At 40.6% G+C, this 20,758-nt stretch carries 14 protein-coding genes, 3 tRNA genes and 2 rRNA genes; 11 read left to right on the forward strand and 8 right to left on the reverse strand.

All coding sequences use genetic code 11. From position 1 onward, the window contains the following. Positions 1 to 57 precede the first annotated feature (57 nt). The 4 genes from AC06G9_RS14240 to AC06G9_RS14255 all read right to left on the reverse strand — a co-directional run bounded on the left by AC06G9_RS14240 (position 58) and on the right by AC06G9_RS14255 (position 4,993). Positions 58 to 2,946, reverse strand: a 23S ribosomal RNA gene (locus tag AC06G9_RS14240). 227 nt (positions 2,947 to 3,173) lie between these two features. Next, positions 3,174 to 3,247 (reverse strand) — tRNA-Ala (locus AC06G9_RS14245). 10 nt (positions 3,248 to 3,257) lie between these two features. Continuing rightward, positions 3,258 to 3,334, reverse strand: a tRNA-Ile gene (locus AC06G9_RS14250). A gap of 129 nt (positions 3,335 to 3,463) precedes the next feature. Beyond that, positions 3,464 to 4,993: ribosomal RNA gene (locus AC06G9_RS14255) — 16S ribosomal RNA — on the reverse strand. The 16S and 23S rRNA genes sit together here with 2 tRNA genes alongside, the layout of an rRNA operon. A gap of 1,243 nt (positions 4,994 to 6,236) precedes the next feature. Here AC06G9_RS14255 and AC06G9_RS14260 point away from each other — a divergent pair. From AC06G9_RS14260 to AC06G9_RS14275, 4 genes are all read left to right on the forward strand, one after another. Beyond that, positions 6,237 to 7,070, forward strand: coding sequence for a helix-turn-helix domain-containing protein (locus AC06G9_RS14260; protein ID WP_346572391.1), 834 nt, complete (start codon positions 6,237 to 6,239; stop codon positions 7,068 to 7,070). Between the two features lie 107 nt (positions 7,071 to 7,177). Further along, on the forward strand, positions 7,178 to 8,062 hold the full coding sequence (gene ygiD / locus AC06G9_RS14265) for a 4,5-DOPA-extradiol-dioxygenase (RefSeq protein WP_248753306.1): 885 nt from the start codon (positions 7,178 to 7,180) through the stop codon (positions 8,060 to 8,062). A gap of 102 nt (positions 8,063 to 8,164) precedes the next feature. Continuing rightward, the gene (locus tag AC06G9_RS14270; RefSeq protein WP_045752102.1) at positions 8,165 to 8,452 is read left to right on the forward strand and encodes an Rdx family protein; all 288 of its coding nucleotides are present in this window, start codon (positions 8,165 to 8,167) and stop codon (positions 8,450 to 8,452) included. Positions 8,453 to 8,525: 73 nt separating this feature from the next. After that, positions 8,526 to 8,987 carry a copper resistance protein NlpE gene (locus AC06G9_RS14275; RefSeq protein ID WP_248753305.1) on the forward strand — a complete coding sequence of 154 codons (462 nt, stop codon included), beginning with the start codon at positions 8,526 to 8,528 and terminating at the stop codon, positions 8,985 to 8,987. 83 nt (positions 8,988 to 9,070) lie between these two features. Here the strand turns inward: AC06G9_RS14275 and AC06G9_RS14280 are convergent, their stop codons facing one another. Then, positions 9,071 to 11,926, reverse strand: coding sequence for a M16 family metallopeptidase (locus AC06G9_RS14280; protein WP_480956550.1), 2,856 nt, complete (start codon positions 11,924 to 11,926; stop codon positions 9,071 to 9,073). Positions 11,927 to 12,014: 88 nt separating this feature from the next. Between AC06G9_RS14280 and xerD the strand changes: the two genes are divergently transcribed. The 4 genes from xerD (at position 12,015) to AC06G9_RS14300 (ending at position 16,231) form a co-directional block, all read left to right on the forward strand. After that, the gene (gene xerD / locus AC06G9_RS14285) at positions 12,015 to 12,920 is read left to right on the forward strand and encodes a site-specific tyrosine recombinase XerD (RefSeq protein WP_346572389.1); all 906 of its coding nucleotides are present in this window, start codon (positions 12,015 to 12,017) and stop codon (positions 12,918 to 12,920) included. A 323-nt stretch (positions 12,921 to 13,243) separates the two neighbouring features. Beyond that, positions 13,244 to 15,526 (forward strand): TonB-dependent receptor, encoded by a 2,283-nt coding sequence (locus tag AC06G9_RS14290; protein WP_480956551.1) that lies wholly within the window; start codon positions 13,244 to 13,246, stop codon positions 15,524 to 15,526. A 20-nt stretch (positions 15,527 to 15,546) separates the two neighbouring features. Then, the gene (locus AC06G9_RS14295) at positions 15,547 to 16,086 is read left to right on the forward strand and encodes a hypothetical protein (RefSeq protein ID WP_094773398.1); all 540 of its coding nucleotides are present in this window, start codon (positions 15,547 to 15,549) and stop codon (positions 16,084 to 16,086) included. A gap of 73 nt (positions 16,087 to 16,159) precedes the next feature. Further along, positions 16,160 to 16,231, forward strand: a tRNA-Arg gene (locus AC06G9_RS14300). A 176-nt stretch (positions 16,232 to 16,407) separates the two neighbouring features. On the opposite strand, the gene AC06G9_RS14305 is transcribed toward AC06G9_RS14300, so the two are convergent. From AC06G9_RS14305 to AC06G9_RS14315, 3 genes are read right to left on the reverse strand one after another with little or no spacing between them, the layout of a single operon-like run. Then, entirely contained in the window at positions 16,408 to 16,875 is a 468-nt protein-coding gene (locus AC06G9_RS14305) for a lipocalin-like domain-containing protein (protein ID WP_248753302.1), read from the reverse strand. Between the two features lie 14 nt (positions 16,876 to 16,889). After that, positions 16,890 to 17,447, reverse strand: a complete 558-nt coding sequence (locus tag AC06G9_RS14310) for a hypothetical protein (protein ID WP_094773352.1) — start codon at positions 17,445 to 17,447, stop codon at positions 16,890 to 16,892. Between the two features lie 53 nt (positions 17,448 to 17,500). Continuing rightward, positions 17,501 to 17,668 carry a hypothetical protein gene (locus tag AC06G9_RS14315; RefSeq protein ID WP_293927705.1) on the reverse strand — a complete coding sequence of 56 codons (168 nt, stop codon included), beginning with the start codon at positions 17,666 to 17,668 and terminating at the stop codon, positions 17,501 to 17,503. Positions 17,669 to 18,203: 535 nt separating this feature from the next. Here AC06G9_RS14315 and AC06G9_RS14320 point away from each other — a divergent pair. The 3 genes from AC06G9_RS14320 (at position 18,204) to AC06G9_RS14330 (ending at position 20,696) form a co-directional block, all read left to right on the forward strand. After that, entirely contained in the window at positions 18,204 to 19,055 is an 852-nt protein-coding gene (locus AC06G9_RS14320; RefSeq protein ID WP_260948988.1) for a methylated-DNA--[protein]-cysteine S-methyltransferase, read from the forward strand. Positions 19,056 to 19,129: 74 nt separating this feature from the next. After that, entirely contained in the window at positions 19,130 to 19,744 is a 615-nt protein-coding gene (locus AC06G9_RS14325) for an alpha-ketoglutarate-dependent dioxygenase AlkB family protein (RefSeq protein WP_480956552.1), read from the forward strand. Positions 19,745 to 19,832: 88 nt separating this feature from the next. Next, the gene (locus AC06G9_RS14330) at positions 19,833 to 20,696 is read left to right on the forward strand and encodes a helix-turn-helix domain-containing protein (protein WP_480956553.1); all 864 of its coding nucleotides are present in this window, start codon (positions 19,833 to 19,835) and stop codon (positions 20,694 to 20,696) included. Positions 20,697 to 20,758 lie beyond the last annotated feature (62 nt).

The raw sequence follows: 20,758 nt of genomic DNA on the forward strand, positions 1-20,758 counted from the left end.
AATCTATAGACAATTGAAAGAAAAACTAAAAGAGGAAGACAACAGTGTCTGCGTTGCTTGAGAAAGCTTCGGGTGATTAGTATTGCTCAGCTATGATATCTCTACCTTTACACCTGCAACCTATCAACGTAGTAGTCTACTACGGCCCTATAAGGAAGTCTCATCTCGTGGCTAGTTTCGCACTTAGATGCTTTCAGCGCTTATCTATTCCCGACGTAGCTACCCAGCCGTACACCTGGCGGCATAACTGGTTTACCAGCGGTCAGTCCATCCCGGTCCTCTCGTACTAAGGACAGATCCACTCAAACTTCCAACGCCCACAACAGATAGGGACCGAACTGTCTCGCGACGTTCTGAACCCAGCTCGCGTGCCACTTTAATGGGCGAACAGCCCAACCCTTGGGACCTTCTCCAGCCCCAGGATGTGACGAGCCGACATCGAGGTGCCAAACCTCCCCGTCGATATGAGCTCTTGGGGGAGATCAGCCTGTTATCCCCAGCGTACCTTTTATCCTTTGAGCGATGGCCCTTCCATACAGAACCACCGGATCACTATGTCCGTCTTTCGACCCTGTTCGACTTGTTGGTCTCACAGTCAAGCAAGCTTATGCCATTGCACTCCGCGTACGGTTACCAAGCGTACTGAGCTTACCTTTGAAAGCCTCCGTTACCTTTTTGGAGGCGACCACCCCAGTCAAACTACCCACCAAACAATGTCCTCGGCATGACCGAGTTAGAAACCGAATACAGAAAGGGCGGTATTTCAAGGTTGATTCCATGACTCCTGGCGAAGCCACTTCAACATCTCCCGCCTATCCTACACATCCTGTACCCAATTCCAATGTTAAGCTATAGTGAAGGTGCATGGGGTCTTTCCGTCCCGTTGCGGGTAATCGGCGTCTTCACCGATACCACAATTTCACCGAGCTCATGGCTGAGACAGCGCCCAGATCGTTACACCATTCGTGCAGGTCGGAACTTACCCGACAAGGAATTTCGCTACCTTAGGACCGTTATAGTTACGGCCGCCGTTTACTGGGGCTTCGATTCAATGCTTCTCTTGCGATGACATCCCCTCTTAACCTTCCAGCACCGGGCAGGTGTCAGGCCTTATACCTCATCTTTCGATTTTGCAAAGCCATATGTTTTTGTTAAACAGTCGCCTGGGCCTTTTCACTGCGGCTTCTCCATTGCTGGAGGAAGCGCCCCTTCTCCCGAAGTTACAGGGCCATTTTGCCGAGTTCCTTAGCCATGATTCACTCGAGCACCTTAGGATTCTCTCCTCGACTACCTGTGTCGGTTTACGGTACGGGTTTTTATAACCTGAAGCTTAGCGGGTTTTCTTGGAAGTCTGTTTACCTGCTCTATCAGCGCCGCCGAAGCTTTGCTGTACTATTGGGTTTCAGCAGGGTCGGCGGATTTGCCTACCGTCCCTATACCTACGCCTTTTAACGAACTATTCCGTCAGTTCGCGGCAGTGTCACTACTCCGTCACCACATCGCAGTTATAAAAAGTACTGGAATATTAACCAGTTGTCCATCGGCTTGCTCCCTTCGGATGCGCCTTAGGCCCCGACTAACCCTGATCCGATTAGCGTTGATCAGGAAACCTTAGTCTTTCGGTGGGCGGGTTTCTCACCCGCCTTATCGTTACTTATGCCTACATTTGCTTTTCTATCCACTCCACGGCCCATTACCAGACCGCTTCGCCGTAAATAGAATGCTCCCCTACCAGACATACATATTTCAGTATGAATCCATAGCTTCGGTAATACACTTGATGCCCGTTTATTATCCACGCCCGATCGCTCGACTAGTGAGCTGTTACGCACTCTTTAAATGAATGGCTGCTTCCAAGCCAACATCCTAGCTGTCTAGGCAATCGGACCTCGTTAGTTCAACTTAGCGTATATTTAGGGACCTTAGCTGATGGTCTGGGTTCTTTCCCTCTCGGCCTTGGACCTTAGCACCCAAAGCCTCACTGCCGGCCATATCTTATAGCATTCGGAGTTCGTCTGGATTTGGTAGGATTTGACTCCCCCGCACCCAATCGGTAGCTCTACCTCTATAAGACTCCATGCCGACGCTGTTCCTAAAAACATTTCGGGGAGTACGAGCTATTTCCCAGTTTGATTAGCCTTTCACCCCTACCCTCAGGTCATCCGGAAACTTTTCAACGTTTATCGGTTCGGTCCTCCATTACATGTTACTGCAACTTCAACCTGCCCAAGGGTAGATCACAAGGTTTCGCGTCTACCTCATCTGACTATGCGCCCTATTAAGACTCGCTTTCGCTTCGGATACGTGGCTGAACCACTTAACCTTGCCAGACAAGAGTAACTCGTAGGCTCATTATGCAAAAGGCACGCCGTCACTGGACCTGCCAGCTCCGACCGCTTGTAAGCACACGGTTTCAGGTTCTTTTCACTCCTCTGTTCGAGGTTCTTTTCACCTTTCCCTCACGGTACTAGTTCACTATCGGTCTCTCAGGAGTATTTAGCCTTATCAGATGGTGCTGACAGATTCCCACAGGGCGTCTCCGACCCCGCGGTACTCAGGGTACTGCTAGGCTAGCATTCTATACGTGTACAGGGCTATCACCGTGTATCGCTGGGCTTCCCATCCCATTCCACTTCTGTTTGCTAATGCCACTTCGCAGCCCTACAACCCCAACCATGCCGTAACAAAGTTGGTTTGGGCTCTTTCCCGTTCGCTCGCCACTACTTGGGAAATCATTATTATTTTCTTCTCCTACGCCTACTTAGATGTTTCAGTTCAGCGCGTTCGCGTATTTTACAGCATACCTTCAGTATGCTAGGTTGCCCCATTCGGAAATCTTCGGATCAATCTCACATTTGCTAATCCCCGAAGCTTATCGCAGCTTATCACGTCCTTCATCGCCTCTGAGAGCCTAGGCATCCCCCGTGTGCCCTTATTTACTTTCTTCACCTCATAGCCCTTTTGCTACTATGGGTTGCGTTTTGATATATATAACCATGGTGCTACGCATTAATCCGTTCGGCCTTGACCGAGGGTCTTCATAATACATCAAGCACACCACAGTATTGTCTCTACTGTTGTCTTCTCTTGTAATTTTTTTTCTTTCAATATGTCAAAGAACTCTTTGTTTCCGCTTTATGTGCCGTAAATATCTTATACGGCGCGGATACCTGTGGAGAATATCGGAGTCGAACCGATGACCCCCTGCGTGCAAGGCAGGTGCTCTAGCCAGCTGAGCTAATTCCCCGTGGTGTTAATGGTAGTCCCGAGCAGATTTGAACTGCTGACCCCTACATTATCAGTGTAGTGCTCTAACCAACTGAGCTACGGGACTAGCTTATCTTTCTATCTCTCTGGACCATCCAATCAGGGATGGGCACATTTCTTCAAATGTTTTGTCTCTTGTTTGTTTCTTATATAAACCATGTGTGTACGTAACGAGCTTCAATCCTGAATGCTCTAGAAAGGAGGTATTCCAGCCGCACCTTCCGGTACGGCTACCTTGTTACGACTTAGCCCCAATTATCGGTTTTACCCTAACACGCTCCTTGCGGTTACATGCTTTAGGTACCCCCAACTTTCATGGCTTGACGGGCGGTGTGTACAAGGCCCGGGAACGTATTCACCGCGTCATTGCTGATACGCGATTACTAGCGAATCCAACTTCATGAGGTCGAGTTGCAGACCTCAATCCGAACTGTGAATGGCTTTTAGAGATTAGCACCATATTGCTATGTAGCTGCCCGCTGTACCATCCATTGTAGCACGTGTGTAGCCCCGGACGTAAGGGCCATGATGACTTGACGTCGTCCCCACCTTCCTCACAGCTTACGCTGGCAGTCTGTTTAGAGTCCCCACCTTAATGTGCTGGCAACTAAACATAGGGGTTGCGCTCGTTGCGGGACTTAACCCAACACCTCACGGCACGAGCTGACGACAGCCATGCAGCACCTAGTTTCGTGTCCCGAAGGACTGATCCGTCTCTGGATCATTCACTAACTTTCAAGCCCGGGTAAGGTTCCTCGCGTATCATCGAATTAAACCACATGCTCCTCCGCTTGTGCGGGCCCCCGTCAATTCCTTTGAGTTTCAATCTTGCGACCGTACTCCCCAGGTGGATAACTTAACGCTTTCGCTTGGACGCTTACTGTGTATCGCAAACATCGAGTTATCATCGTTTAGGGCGTGGACTACCAGGGTATCTAATCCTGTTTGATCCCCACGCTTTCGTGCATCAGCGTCAATACTAACTTAGTGAGCTGCCTTCGCAATCGGAGTTCTAAGACATATCTATGCATTTCACCGCTACTTGTCTTATTCCGCCCACTTCAAATAGATTCAAGTCCTACAGTATCAAAGGCACTGCGACAGTTAAGCTGCCGTCTTTCACCACTGACTTATAGGACCGCCTACGCACCCTTTAAACCCAATAAATCCGGATAACGCTTGGATCCTCCGTATTACCGCGGCTGCTGGCACGGAGTTAGCCGATCCTTATTCTTCAGGTACATTCAGCTTCCCACACGTGGAAAGGTTTATTCCCTGACAAAAGCAGTTTACAACCCATAGGGCAGTCATCCTGCACGCGGCATGGCTGGTTCAGAGTTCCCTCCATTGACCAATATTCCTTACTGCTGCCTCCCGTAGGAGTCTGGTCCGTGTCTCAGTACCAGTGTGGGGGATTCTCCTCTCAGAGCCCCTAGACATCGTAGCCTTGGTGGGCCGTTACCCCTCCAACTAGCTAATGTCACGCGAGCCCATCCATATCCTATAAATATTTGATCATAATCCGATGCCGGTAAATGATGTTATGCGGTGTTAATCTCTCTTTCGAGAGGCTATCCCCCTGATATGGGTAGGTTGCTCACGCGTTACGCACCCGTGCGCCACTCTCATCAGTTTGTAGCAAGCTACTCCCTGAATCCCGTCCGACTTGCATGTATTAGGCCTGCCGCTAGCGTTCATCCTGAGCCAGGATCAAACTCTCCATTGTAAAATGAAGTGTAAGATCAAGACTATTTATAATAAATAGAATTGTCTTGTATTTTATTTCTAATTCTAAAATTGAACAGGTTGATTTTTTTAACTTTCGTTGTTTCTCAACACTACTCGTTACGTTACATGATTATATTTTTAAAGAACTTTCTTCGCTCCCGCATCTCGCTTCGGCTTTATATGATGTCGGCATTGCGCCGGTATCGGTCTTGTTTGTTTTCCCTTCGTTTCCGTTGGGACTGCAAAGGTAGAAATCTTTTTGGCATCTCCAAAATAAATGTGAAAATTTATTTTTTTGTTTTCCTTCTGTTTCTGCGTTTAAACTAAATTAAACCCTTCTTTTTTCAGTGCTTCCCCTTTCGGATCGGCCGTTCCTCCCTTGCGGAGTGGTGCAAAGATAGGAACTTTTATCCTTCACTTCCTAATGTTTTCCGGAAATAGTTTACCGTGGCACGGTAAAGGGCTATAAATGTGACCGATAATTTATCTGGATGCCGCCTGATGATCATGCTGGGTCGGATATGGATTACCTTTTGCTATGGATCACATTGTTAGTTGGTCTGGGATCATCTGTGTGCGGACACGCCCGTCACCTGTCCATATATGGGATCATCATACAAGTACTGCGTTACTCGGTTACTTCGTCACTCCGTTACTATGTTACCTAGTTACTCGATCACTGCGTTACCCTTTTATGTTACTGCTTTACTCCGTCACTACATCACTGCGTTACTCGATACTCCGTTACTTTTCAATATATACCAGATCTTAAAGACAAATTCTGACCAACTACAGACCAACTTCACTATTAAATGGGGAATACACCAGACATTACTTAGGGTTTATAGGGGGTTAGTAGGGGCGTACCCCTACTAACCCCCTATAAACCCCCTCTTATCCCCCTACTATACCGGTATTAAATACGAAGTTGGTCAGAATTTGGTATGTAGTTTTAGTAGATCAATATACAGGTGCATTAACTCCTATATATAGCGTACAAAAAAAGATAATAATTTTGCACTTCTCTGATCACCCATACAGCCATAATGCCCGACCGTATGGATGTTCCATTGGTATAAGCGATAAGAACTCGATCAATCATCATCAATAACAAGACATTTCCATCTAACCATGGACTATAATCAATCGGATGAAATCATCGATCAGAGCGCATAAAAAATATAACGATTAAGATTATTACATATTTTGTATAACTTTAAACTTAACAAATAACATAAGCGTTGAAGGAGATTTTCAAAATATACCAAGTTGATGAAGCAGAAGCAAACCGCATCGCTCATAGTGAGAATAACATTCATCAGCATGATTTCGAAGAACTCATTATTGGCCTCGAAGGAAAATTAGAACATTTTATTGATTTCAAATCTGAAATTTATGAAGCACCATTTATCAGTTTCGTAACCAAAGGAAAGACACATCGTGTGAAGCCCCACCCGACAGATGGCAAATGTTTATTTTGGGTTTTAAGATTCAAAAGTGAATTTATTCCAGAAACCACTTTTCAACTTTATAATCATTTCCACGACCATGCTACTTTTGGCATCACATATTCAACTTGTTTTCAAAGGTTAACCCATATTGCTCAAATGATTGCCGACGAGATGCAGGAAGGACAAAGTGATCTTGGAATTGTTCGGCAACTGTTAAGTACGCTATTTACCATGATCGAGTCTGAATACAGAAAACAATATCCGGAAGGATTACCGACACTTTCCAACTCAAGTACTACTTTTAAAAATTTCCTAACGATTCTAGAAGAAAATTATCATCGTCCCGAATCCGTGAATTTCTATGCAGAAAAACTTTTTATGAGTGCACGCGGACTCAATCTGATCTGTCATCAGATATTACAGCAAAGTGTTTCTGAAATTATTGAAACCAGAAAATTAATTGAAGCTAAAAATTTGCTGATGAATACGGATAAAACCATATCGGAGATTGGTTTTGAATTAGGGTATACCGATAAAGCTTATTTTACAAATGTATTCAAGAAAAAGTCAAGTCAGACACCTAGTGAATTTAGAACGGACATGAAAAGCATTATTTCCAAATAACACAACATTCTTTCCAAAAAACAATACCCCGCTCCTGTAATCTCCCCGATATTTGTACTTATTAACGAATCACTTCAAATTAGCGAATCGGTATCAGGAGTACTAAAATGAATAGAAAAAAATTTATAACCGCTATGGCTGCATTACCACTAACAGGAGCTGCTTTAAAAGTAAGTTCCTTAAGAGAATTATCTCAAAACTTTGAGGCAACAGAAAAATTTCCAGTTTTGTTCTTAGGTCATGGAAGTCCAATGAATGCGATTGAAGAAAATGAGTTTGTCGATGGTTTTCGAAACATCGGGAAGACATTTGAAAAACCAACTGCCATTCTTGTTATTTCAGCACATTGGGAAACCCGGGGCACATTTGTCACCGCTATGGAAAACCCTCCTACTATTCATGATTTTGGTGGATTTCCACAGGCATTATTCGACGTGCAGTACCCTGCTCCGGGAAGTCCAGCTTTAGCTCAGGAGACCAAAAGGATTATTACCAAAACAGATGTTCTGCTCGATAACAAATGGGGCCTCGATCACGGAGCTTGGTCAGTGGTTAAACATCTATACCCCGATGCAGCTGTTCCGGTTATTCAAATGAGTATCGACTATACACAACCTGCATCATATCATTACGAACTTGCAAAAGAATTAGCTTCTTTGCGTCAAAAAGGAGTTTTAATAATCGGCAGCGGAAATATGGTCCATAATCTACGAATGGTCGCGTGGGATAAGTTAAACGAATCTGGTTTTGCCTGGGATTGGGCACTAGAAGCAAAGGAAAAAATGAAACAATATATCATGGAGGGCAATCACCATGCGTTAATTGACTTTAGAAATCAAGGAAAAGCATTTGATCTTGCCATTCCAACTCCAGAACATTATCTACCCTTGATTTATAGCCTAGCTTTAAAGGATAAACAAGACGATCTGTTCTTGTTTAATGACAGCTCTGTTGGAGGATCTCTGGCTATGACTTCCTTAAAAATTGGCTAATGATCAAAGATCTGTTAGCATGAGCTGAATGTCAAACTTTAAAATCTACACATATAAAAACAAAATCACTTATCTTCGCTATAGATTCGACCTTGCGTATTTATGAACACACAAAAACCAACCATTTCAATTGAGTACTGCCCAAAATGCAACTGGATGTTGCGGGCGGCTTATATGGCACAGGAGCTGTTAAGCACTTTTACAGAAGATATTCATGGGATCTTATTAATTCCAAGTGAAACTGCTGGAAAATATACCATATCAATTGATCTGCTCCCTTTATTTGACCGTAAAGATAGGGGCAGATTTCCGGAAGTTAAGGAATTGAAACAATTAATAAGGGACCACATTAACCCCGATAAGGATTTGGGGCACTCGGAAAGAAAATAAAAATTATTTTGTAGCTTTACTCAAGTGTAAATCTCAAAGACACATTTCTACAGGTTAATAGAATAAAAATAACATGAAAAAAAACATCATAAGTCTCTTGGTCATTGCAGCTATATTTTCGGCTTGTAACAGTCAAACACAACAGAAAGAAAGCTCCGGTAAAGATAGTAGTACCATTGTTGGTAAACAAGATAGCGTATCTTACGATGAACACAATACCAAAAACTCCGTCGATTGGGCGGGAACTTATGAAGGCACTCTTCCCTGCGCAGACTGTACGGGTATCCATGTTATCCTAACTTTAAATATGGACGGAACATATGAAAAATCTGAAGAATATCTTGAAAAAGGTAAACCTTTCAAAGAAACGGGGACTTTCACATGGACTCCTGATGGTGGCTCCATTATCTTAAAAGAGAAAGATGGTGAAAGCAAATACAAAGTTGGGGAAGGAATGATGAAGAAATTAGATATAGAGGGAAAAGAAATCAAAGGAGAATTAGAAGAATTCTACAACTTTAAAAAAATAAAATAATACTGGATTTCTTTTAGTCAAAATATTGAAGCAAATAAAGCTCCTGAAATAATCAGGAGCTTTATTTGTTTTTTAACAAGACCTTATTTTGCGTCTGGTAACAAAATAAACTCGAACATACGATCATCTTTTAGGTATTTATCCGCTACAGCTTTTACACTTTCTACGGAAACTTGATTTAGATCATCCAATTTTCTCAAAATTTCAGTTACATCCTCCTGATTTTGGTATGATCCAGAAAGATATCCAACCCAAAACCCATTTTCTTTAAGCTGTAATTCCAATTGACGTTTCTGTTCGATTACGAATTTCTCGATATCTTCCTTAACAGGTCCATTTTTCTTTATTTTAGCGACTTCGTCAACCGCAGATTTTATCAAAACATCGACTTTATCTGGCGCGGTGCCAAAACCAATACCAAAAGTATAGCGACCACGTGGCAACTTACCGTAATTAGCCGATGCACCTACGCTGTAAACTCCACTTTCAGCTTCACGAAGACGTTCCAATAATTTAATGGTCAAGATACTTTCCAAAGCATCCATATTTATATTTTCATCTTCAGAGTAGGTATAGTCTCCATAATAAGCTAACTGTACAGAAGCTTTATCCTCTTTACCTTTTTGAACAACAACACGTTTTCCTTTTGCCGGCTCCACAATACCCAGATCTTTATAAGATTCTTTACGACCTAAATTAGGTAGGGCTGCAAGATAGTTCTCTAGATAAGGTTTGATTTCCTCCTCGGTAAAAGATCCTACAATCGTAAATGTAAAGTCGGATGCATCCGCAAATCGTTCTTTATAAATTTGGAAAGCACGATTTTTATCAATTGTCTTTACCAGTTCTGCCGTTGCATTTTTCCTTCTGACATTATCGCCATAAAGTGTTTCTTTTACTTTATCAGAGAATACATTCGATGGATTACTATCACGATTTTCCAAACTTCCTAGAGTACGGGTAATGATACTTTGATATACATCATCGTCCAATCGTGGTTCAGTAAAATATCCATAAATCAATTCAAAGGCATTTTTTAATCCCTCTTTATCAGAACTTCCATATAATCCTTCATATCGTTCGGAAATATAAGGCGTGATCCCAATATTTTTACCTGTCAGGTATTTTTGCAATTCTACATTATTCAGTTGTCCCAACCCACTTGCATCCACTAAGCCTGCTGCATTACTCGCAGAATAATAGTCCGAATCAGGATATAGAGATGATCCACCTTCACTAAATGCAGAAATTCTTATTTCATCATTTTTGAAATTAGTAGGTTTCAAAATAACCTTCACGCCATTACTTAACGTCAGTTCCTTTACCTGGATATCTTTTAGCTCTTTTGCAGAAACAATAGTCCCTTTTATTGGCTCTTTAGACAATAGCGGCAATTTAGATACTTTGTCCTCATAGGCTGTCAGGTTTTGAGCCTCCACATCCTTTATCCACGTATTAATGATCTGCTCAGTCGGTAAAGTAGCCTTATCTTTTTCAGGCCCCATGATAATGACATCACGATTCAGGTCAGTGTAATATTTTGAAATCAATGCATTCACTTCTGTCAATGTCAATGTCGGCAAAAGCTGTTTCGTAATTTTGTAACTGTCATCGTTACTCAAAGCCGCATCATCCTTTAAAAAATTATTCAAATAACGATTAACATAGCTATCCGATTTCTTTTTACTTCTTTCCACATAAGAGGTTTCGTTGGCTTTATTCATAGCTATGATCGCTCTATCCAATTCAGATTGTGTAAATCCAAACTTTTGAATTCTTTCAAATTCGGTCATCATCTTTTTGAAACCAAGTTCCAGCTGATTTGGCTTTGGAACCACCATGAGCGAAAATACATCTAGGCCCGCGATGAAATCAGTTATACTACCTCCAGCTTGCATAAATGGCGCATCTGCTTGTTGCATAATTTCTGAAAAACGCTCACTCACCATCGTATTAAAAGATGAAATCAACAACTCCTTTCTATAGTCCTTTACTGTTACTGTTTTCTCGGATTTACTTTTAATCATGATTTGAGCTACCGTGTACGGCAATTCAGGATCCGTGATTGCAATAAATTGATTTTTGTTCAATAAATCAACATTGTATTTGGTACGCTCCAACTTTTTAGCAGGAGTTTTTAAATCAGAAAACAGGGCTTTTACGCGCGCTTCCATATCTTTAACATCGATATCACCAACAATAATGATCGATTGTAGATCTGGTCTGTACCAATCTTGGTGAAATTGACGGATAGTCTCCGGTTTAAAAGTCGTAATGATTTTTTCTGTACCGATTGGGATGCGCTTGGAATAGCGTGAACCATTTAAAACGATCGGAAAATATTGGTCCTGCAAACGTTGACCTACTCCTCTACCACCACGCATTTCTTGCATGACAATACCACGTTCCTTATCAATTTCATCGTCAGATAACAGAGCATCCTGCGCCCAATCGCGCATCACTTGTAAACCATTTTTCAATAGTTCTGGATCGTCAGATGGAATGGGCAATTGGTACACCGTTTCATCAAAACCGGTATAGGCATTTAAGTCAGAACCAAAACGTACACCTGCTTTTTGCAAGTAATTGACTAATTCATTTTTTGGAAAATGCTTCAGTCCATTAAAGTTCATATGCTCTAAAAAGTGTGCAAGACCTAACTGTTCGTCTGTTTCTAAAATTGAACCTACTTTATTAGCCAAATACATGGTTACCCTTTTTTCAGGCTCCACGTTGCGACGGATATAATAAGTAAAACCATTTTTCAGTTTACCTGTAACGACTTCATTGTCAAATGGAAGATTTTGATTCCAGCTGACGGTGTCTTGTGCTAAAATTGCTCTCGCTTCAGCACGGAATGCTGTTGCCGCTGTACTTGGGGTCGTACAATAGATGGCTGGCAACAAAAATGTTAATGCAATTGGTTTAATAAATCTCATTTTTTTGATTTACCTTAAGTTTTTAATTTAGTTTGTTTTATAAAATTAATGTTCGAAAGTACAATTAATCTGTTGTATTTTTGTCACGATGATAGAAGAAAATAATTGGGTGCATTTTAAAAGAGATTTTGCTCGTTTTTTGAAATTTGAGCGTGGTCTTTCCGAAAATTCTATTGAAGCGTATCTCAATGATGTTTCCAAGTTGGAAGTTTATAGTGAAGAAAATAATCTGGCAGTACAGCAAATAACCAGTAAAGATATCCAACGTTTTTTGATCTGGATAAATGGATTTGGTATCTCTCCATTTACGCAGTCACGTCTTTTATCTGGGCTCAAAACTTTCTATAATTTCTTGCTCTTGGAGTACGACTGGGAAAATAATCCCGTCGAATTGATCCAAGCTCCTCGCATAGCTCGAAAAATACCCGGCGTCCTCAATATCCAAGAAATTGATCAGCTGATCGATGCGATCGATTTATCGACTCCAGAAGGTATGCGCAATAAAACAATCCTAGAAGTACTATATGGTTGTGGTCTTCGTGTATCTGAATTGGTCAATCTGAAAATCTCGAACTTATACCTGGATATCGAATTTATCAAAGTCGAAGGAAAAGGAAATAAAGAACGCTTAATACCTATTGGTCGTCAAGCGATAAAATATTTAAAAATCTATATTAACGAAGTAAGAGCGCACATCAAAATCAAATCCGGTCAAGAAGATTTCGTTTTTTTAAATAAACGTGGTGCTGCGCTATCCCGTGTGATGGTTTTCATCATCATCAAGGATCTCGCTTCAAAAATTGGTCTCCAAAAAAACATAAGCCCCCATACTTTTCGTCATAGTTTTGCTTCACATCTGGTCGAAGGGGGAGCAGATCTCCGCGCAGTACAGGATATGCTCGGGCATGAAAGTATTACAACGACAGAAATATACACCCATATCGACCGCGACTATTTGCAAAGTGTGATTACACAATATCATCCGCGTTCGTAAATAGCGTTTGATCCCCTATACCCAGAATAGTGCATTTATAACCTGGTTCTACGCTATTTTAGATATTTTATCAAACTAAATAAAATTAATATCGCTTCAAAAAGCTAAAGTTTGATATCTTCTTATCCCTTAACGATGGATGTCATAACTTCATATAACAGATATCCAAGCAGACTAAAAGCATTGATTTAAAGTCATAAAACACGGTTTTAAAAATTTAACACAACAATGTTGCATTATAATTTTCAAATAATGCAACATTGTTGTATTTTTGACCCGTGATTAAATCAAGCATAACAAAACAACTCAGCATTTTTGCTATCATGGTACCGGCACTTCTAAGCATAGGTACCTCTCATACTTTATATGCACAACAAAGGACGGTAAGCGGAAAGGTAATTGACATGGGAAACACTGCCCCCATTCATGGCGCAAATATCCACTATGAAGGCCACAGAAAGCCTGTAACGACTAACTTTTCAGGTGAATTTAAATTTAACCCGGAGCGCAGCTTACCGCTAAAGTTGATAACTTCATTAGTGGGTTATGAAAATGACACCACCTATATAAAAGACAATCAGCCCATTATCATACGATTGAAAAGAGATATTAAAAAACTTGCTGAAACGCAAGTGTATGGTTATCAAACTGCCGCGAAAACACAAATTGCACAGCAGGTAAATGCGTTGTCATTATCCGAAAACCGCAACCGTTCCTTAGCGGAAGTATTAAAAACAGTTTCTGGTGTGCAGCTGCTACAGACAGGTTCTACGATCAGCAAGCCCATTATTAATGGGCTTTATGGAAATCGTTTAGCCATATTGAATGATGGGATGAAATTAGAAAGTCAACAATGGGGAAATGACCATGCACCAGAAATTGATGTTTACGCAGCACACTCCATTACGGTCGTGAAGGGAGCAGAAAGCCTTCGATATGGAGGAGAAGCTTTAGGTGGTGCTGTTTTACTGTCATCCAAACCTTGGAACAAAGTTGACAGTCTTAGGGGACAAATCAGTGTCAATGGATTTACCAATGGCAAAGGTATGCAGGGAGCATTGAACTTAGAAGGTAATTCTCCTATCCCGGGTTTAAAATGGACCTTGAATGGAAATTATACCAAAAGTGGGAATAGAAAAACTCCAGACTACTACCTCAACAATACAGGACAACGCATTTACAATTTAAATGCCGCTGTTGATTATCAATACAAGAATGCCAATGTTGAAGTTTCCTATAAGCAATATCATAATGAAGCAGGTATATTGTCATCAACCCATATCGGAGATTTAGCTTCGTTTCAAGAGCGTATTGCTTATGGACGTCCCTACCCTAGTGAAATATTCGGATTCTCATACGGTATCGAAGCGCCACGTCAAGAGGTCAAACACGATGTACTTCAATTGGCCTATAACCAACAATTGAGCAGTGACAAAACATTATCCATAAAATATGCTTTCCAAAACAATCACCGCAAGGAATATGATAAAAGACGGGCGGGTCGCAGTGCTACTCCTAGCATGGATATGATTTTGCGCTCGCATGCGCTAGATGTATCCTATACCGTGGAAGGTATCGACCAAAAACTCATCACAGGACTGCAAGCACAGACACAGGTCAATAATAATGTTGTCGGTACGTTCAATACACCATTGATTCCTAATTATAGTGCAGTCAACATCGGGGCATATGGTATCTACCAATGGCAAAGAAATCGACTGGCTTACGAACTGGGAGCGCGTTATGATTTCAAAAACTTTGATGCGGCAGGATATGATTTCTATGGTAAGCCTTATGGAGGAGACAATCAATTTCACAACCTATCGACCAATCTGGGTGTATCCTATTCTATCGATAACCACATGGTTTTAAAATCAAATCTAGGACTGGCATGGAGAGCACCTTCTGCACAAGAATTATACAGTCAAAACATACATCAAAGTACGGCAAGGTACGAAAGAGGTGACGCGAGTTTAAAAGCAGAAAAAGGTTTGAAATGGATCACAAGTTTAAATATTCATGAAAAGAAAAATTTCTTAAATATCGATGTCTATGCCAACTTCATTAATCATTACATCTATGTGAACCCCACTTCTGAATACATACAAAATCTTTCAGGTACTTTTCCGATTTGGCAGTACAGCCAAAACAATGCGCTACTAACAGGAATCGATATACAAGGAAGATACCTCATTAAAGAAAATTTAGAATATAGTGCCAATTCCTCTTTCATCTATGCGCGAAATTTAGATGATCATAATTATTTACCCCTTATTCCTCCTCTTTCTTATACCCATGAAATAGCCTATTTAGTAAAAGGAAATCATAACTGGATGAAAGATTTAAAATTTGCGTTGGGCCAAGAGGTTTATGCCAAGCAATTTATGTCTACCGCAAGTATGGAAATGGCTCCTCCTCCGCCGGCATATCAATTAATAAATGGATCAATAAGCCTGGGTTCCCTGCTCGGAAACAATAAATTGCAGACACGCTTACTGGTGGAAAATCTATTGAATAGCAAATACAAATCTTATACAGATCTATTCCGTTATTACAGTCACGGAGTGGGCCGAAATGTACAACTAACAATCAATTACACATTTTAATACATATAAATATAACGATCATGAAAAAAATCATTAACAGCAGCAAATTAATCTTAGTCGCAGCCGTACTCCTTTTCAACTCATGTAAGAAAGATGACCCTGTCCACGAACATGATAATGAGGAAATGAAAACGATGACCTTAACATTTACAGAAAAAACCACCAACGCATCAGTAGTTGTTAGTATAGATGCAACAGATAAAGAAACTAAGGTCCTGAATCTGAAAAAAGGAAACTACGATATGAATCTAAAATTATATGATTTTGATGGCCATGAGGTTCAACAAGAGATCGCTGACGATGCAGATGAACATCAATTTTTCTTCGTAGGCCCTACTCAGGAACAGATCAACTTTACCTACTTGGATAAGCAAGTCGGTTTACAAAGTAATTGGAAAGTATTGCAAACCGCGAGCAATATTCCGATGAAAATTGTCTTGATGCATGGTTTACGCAAATCCGCTGTAACAGCAGCAGATTGGAACAATAAGAACTACCAAATACTAGGTGGCGGAACTCCAGATATCGCCGTAAACTTAACTTTAAATCTTATTGACTAAAGATGAGAGCGTTGGCAAGAGATTGTAATTAGCTATTTTGATTTTTCATGAAATAGTATATCTTTGCTAGCATGTCCCTGTAGTTTAATGGATAAAATTGCAGATTCCGGTTCTGTTGATATGGGTTCGACTCCCTTCGGGGACACAAAAGGAGGCACTTTAGATAAGTTGTCTCCTTTTTTATGCAAAAAAACTATAAACCACCCTGTTAAAGTATATTCATTTAGCGTTCTAAATTTTCAATTAAACCCTATCATATTCGTTTACCAATTCCTCAAAAAAGACCACCATACCTTGACATTGCAACCGTTTTCATTTGAATCAATTTTTGGGTTTTAAATTTTCTGCTCTTTTCCATTTAAGTTGATGTACAACTTCTTTTCCCTCGGACAGGAAGGATTTACCGCTTTCTAAAAACAGATATTCATTTTCAAAACGTATGATCCTATTTTGTGTTTGACCTGTCCAATTCGGAAAAAGAGAAATATACATGACATGGCTTAATGTCTGTTCGTTCTGATCAGCAGTAAAAGGCCCTGAATATGCTAAATAGGTGGATCCCTCCTGCCTGTATTCTTCTGCTGTAGCTCCAGTCCAATGTTCCTTTTTAAAGTTCTTGCGATCTGGATTCATGATCTGAGCAGACATATAACCATCAGGATTATACATGATCAGACCTTTTGGCATTTCACCCATGGGGTAGGAAATGCTCCCACTTTCGAGCGCTACTTCTTGCAATTCCACTAAGGTCCAGGTACCGATCAATTTTTCAAATAATGTCTTTTCCATCTTAAACATTTTTTTTAAAAGGGTTGATTGTATTTTCCTGTTATGGCCTTATTTTCGATACTTTTAGCAAAGTTCGGTGTCTCTTCATGATTGTGCGCATCTGAAGCAGCCTGTCTTGCTGCTGCTGCATCGGAAAGATTGATTCCATTTTCTTTGATGTAAGCCAGCATCTCTGGAGTAGCTGTAGCGTGGATCTCATTGGTATAAAGACAAGTATTATCGTCAATTCTGGTAGCCCTAAGTTCCCAAAGTACCTGTACTTTTGTACGCCCACCTTTAGTGATTGAATCTGAAATCGACAGCATTCGACAGTATGCCGGTTCATGGACAACAGCTACGTAGTGCTGTACCATTAATGCGTCTCCTATTGTTTCGACATTAAGTGAAACGGGTTCTCCATCAAACGTTGTAGAGATTGCAGCAGCGATATGCTGTGTTGAGCATCTTTGGTATTCTGCATCAGGTAGGTTCAATAACCAGTCTGCAATATTTACCTTTTCGATAGGTGCATGAATGATCGCTGTTACTGATGAGTGTGATAATGCATTTTCTGAGGTTTGAATAATTTCCATAATACTAATTTTTGAATGATTGATTTGTTTTACTGATGTAAATCTATGCCTATTTACCGTCCGTCGAATTCACTATCCATCGGACAGGCACAAACTATCGTTGAAAAAGGAATATTGATCGGTGAGGTAATGGTTTCCGTGGACTCCGTAAAATCGGCTACAATCAGCGTTCTCCGATCTATTTCAACCGATCTCAATCCATTGCTTGAAATATAGCTCATCTCCAATCGCTAGGAAACACGTTTTACCGGCTCATAAATTGACCGGTATTTTTTTTACAAATTTGATTGGATCGTAGGCCTCTCTTAATATTCACCTGCTAAAAAGATCCCAAATGAATTGCTATTTTGCTTTTTATACACTATTGAGAATGGGCAAATCATCATTTAGCAAGAAAAATTTATGAACATAGCTCCGAAAGGTTAAATCGGTTTTTGTAACTTAGACAAGGGAACTTATCTGGATTTCTTGTTTGTTGATCAAAATGAGGAGGGGACTGTCAGGTTGGCAATCACTTATATCGTTGGGTAGGAATTGAATTAAAAAATGAAATGCCAGCAAGATACCCCCCGGATGTAAGCTATATTGCTAAAACTTTTTTGAATGCGCAGCGCACAAGGATTATAGAAAAGGTTGTGTTGTTCAAGCAGCATCCAATTGATGATCATGTGGTAAGGGAGATCGGTTAAAAGTCAGCATGTTTCGGATTGTAAAAAATCAAAATCATATTGAAATTTGTGAATAAATAAAAATGGAATGGAAACACAAGCAAGTTTAAATTACAATCGAATCGCCTCCGCCATCGAATATATACAACATCATTTTAAGGAGCAACCTAATCTTGATGAGGTCGCTGCGCAGATTCACCTAAGCCCATCCCATTTTCAACGGCTCTTTACGGAATGGGCAGGTACAAGTCCTAAAAAGTTTTTGCAGTACATCAGCATTCAATATGCTAAAAAATTACTGAATGAAAACAAGGGGCTTACTCTATTTGATACAGCATACGAGACGGGGCTTTCCAGTACAAGCCGTCTACATGATTTATTTATCAATATTGAAGGGATGAGCCCTGCTGAATATAAAAATGGCGGTCAATTTCTACATATTAATTATCGCTTTGCAGATAGTCCATTTGGCAAACTTATCGTTGCATCCACGACAAAAGGGGTCTGTTATATAGCATTTGAAAATAATGAAACAAAAGCTTTTCAGGATCTCCATGCTAAATTTCCAAATGCTGTATTTAATCACCATGAAGATGAGCTGCAGGAAAATGCTCTTTATATTTTTCAAAATGATTGGTCTGCGCTATCGGAAATTAAGCTACACCTCAAGGGAACTGATTTCCAGCTGAAGGTTTGGGAAAGTTTACTAAAAATTCCTATGGGAAAGCTGACGACTTATGCTGCCATTGCCCAACAGATCGGAAATCCAAAAGCGTCACGTGCAGTTGGCACCGCAATTGGGAGTAATCCGGTTGCTTTTCTTATCCCCTGCCACCGCATTATCCAATCTTCTGGCATTACGGGAGGATATATGTGGGGACCGACAAGGAAAACTGCCATAATAGGTTGGGAAAGTGCTCGAACAGAAGATCAATGGTAAAAATCCCGTTTACACATCGTCCTTTATAAGGGTGCAAACTTAACATAAATAAAAAAAAAGCATAAATTAACGATATGGAATTATTCGCTTACCCTGTAGATAGCTCAAAAAATTGGCTTCCAAAAGATGGTACTGTACATTATTATGGTCCAATCGTGGATATGGAAACTGCCAATCGCTATTATGAAAAATTATTAGCTGCTATCGAATGGCGCCATGATGAGGCTGTTATTTTTGGCAAACATATAGTGACCAAAAGAAAGGTTGCATGGTACGGGGAAAAAGCTTTTGAATACACCTATTCGAATATAACAAAGCGCGCACTACCGTGGTCAAAAGAGTTGTTGGAATTGAAAGTTTTAATTGAAAAAATGACTGGTGAGACTTTTAACTCTTGCTTGCTCAATCTCTATCATAACGGGGATGAAGGTATGGCCTGGCATAGTGATGGCGAAAAAGATCTAAAGAAAAATGGGGCTATCGGCTCCTTGAGCTTTGGTGCCGTGCGTAAATTTGCTTTCAAACATAAACAAACGAAAGAGCATGTCGGATTGACCTTAGAACATGGTAGCTTGCTGGTGATGAAAGACGAAACTCAATCCCATTGGCTACATCGGCTTCCTCCAACAAAAAAGATCCATACCCCGAGGATTAACCTCACTTTCAGAACTATTGTAGAGCAAAAATAAACGGTGCCCACCAATCTTTAATATTTCTCGTATTTTTGCTTCTCTTAGCTGTGACAGTAATCAGGTTTAAAGATATACACATCCAATCATGCGTCAAAAAAATAAGTCCATCCCTATAAAAACAATGACTGCTGAATTCAGCTCTGGAATCAGTATGGGCAAAGCACACTTTGATGAACAGGATATCATGAATCTGGATGAAGTCAGACGATCACACCGTGATAACTACCATTCGTTCTTCTTGTTAGAAAATGGAACTACGGTAATCGAAATAGATTTTCAACAATATACTGTAAAGCCATTTTCTATTCTATATATACATCCACATCAGGTACATCGTATTGTTGCTCTGACAAGTGTGAACGGTAGTTTTTTGAGGATCAATAGTGAACATATAAATCCAGAATACCTCCATTTGTTAGAAGAGCTGGCTCCCCTCAAACCTCTAATGGTTCAAGAAGATATCTTTTCTATCCTAGCCAATAGTGCATCGCTATGTCTTAACCTATCTGAACGAAAAAATCAGCAATTGTATCACTCCTGTTTAAAAGACAGCTGCAATACCTTGATTGGACTGCTCACTTCAGTATACCTAGAAGGCTCCACAGCTATTGACAAGCTTTCTAGATCAGAGCAGATTACTAAAGCTTTCAAAGCTGCATTACAGCGAGACTTTGTATCGATAAAGCGGCCTTCGGCTTATGCTTTGATCCTCAATATCTCAACCTCTTATTTGAATGAATGTGTAAAAGACAGTACTGGCCAGCCGGTATCCTATCATATTCAGCAGCGCATTATTTTAGAAGCCAAGCGACTGCTTTACCATTCTGACCAATCGGTAAAAGAAATTGCTGACACGTTGGGTTTCGAGGATTATGCCTACTTTTCCAGACTTTTCACTAAGGCAACTGGAATGTCAGCCCTATCCTTTAGGAATAAAAACCGCGATTAGTCCAATACACTCTTTCTTTACTCCATTGTTTACACTGTAAATTCGATGTTCCTTTGTAATGA

The organism is Sphingobacterium sp. MAE (genome assembly GCF_056711605.1).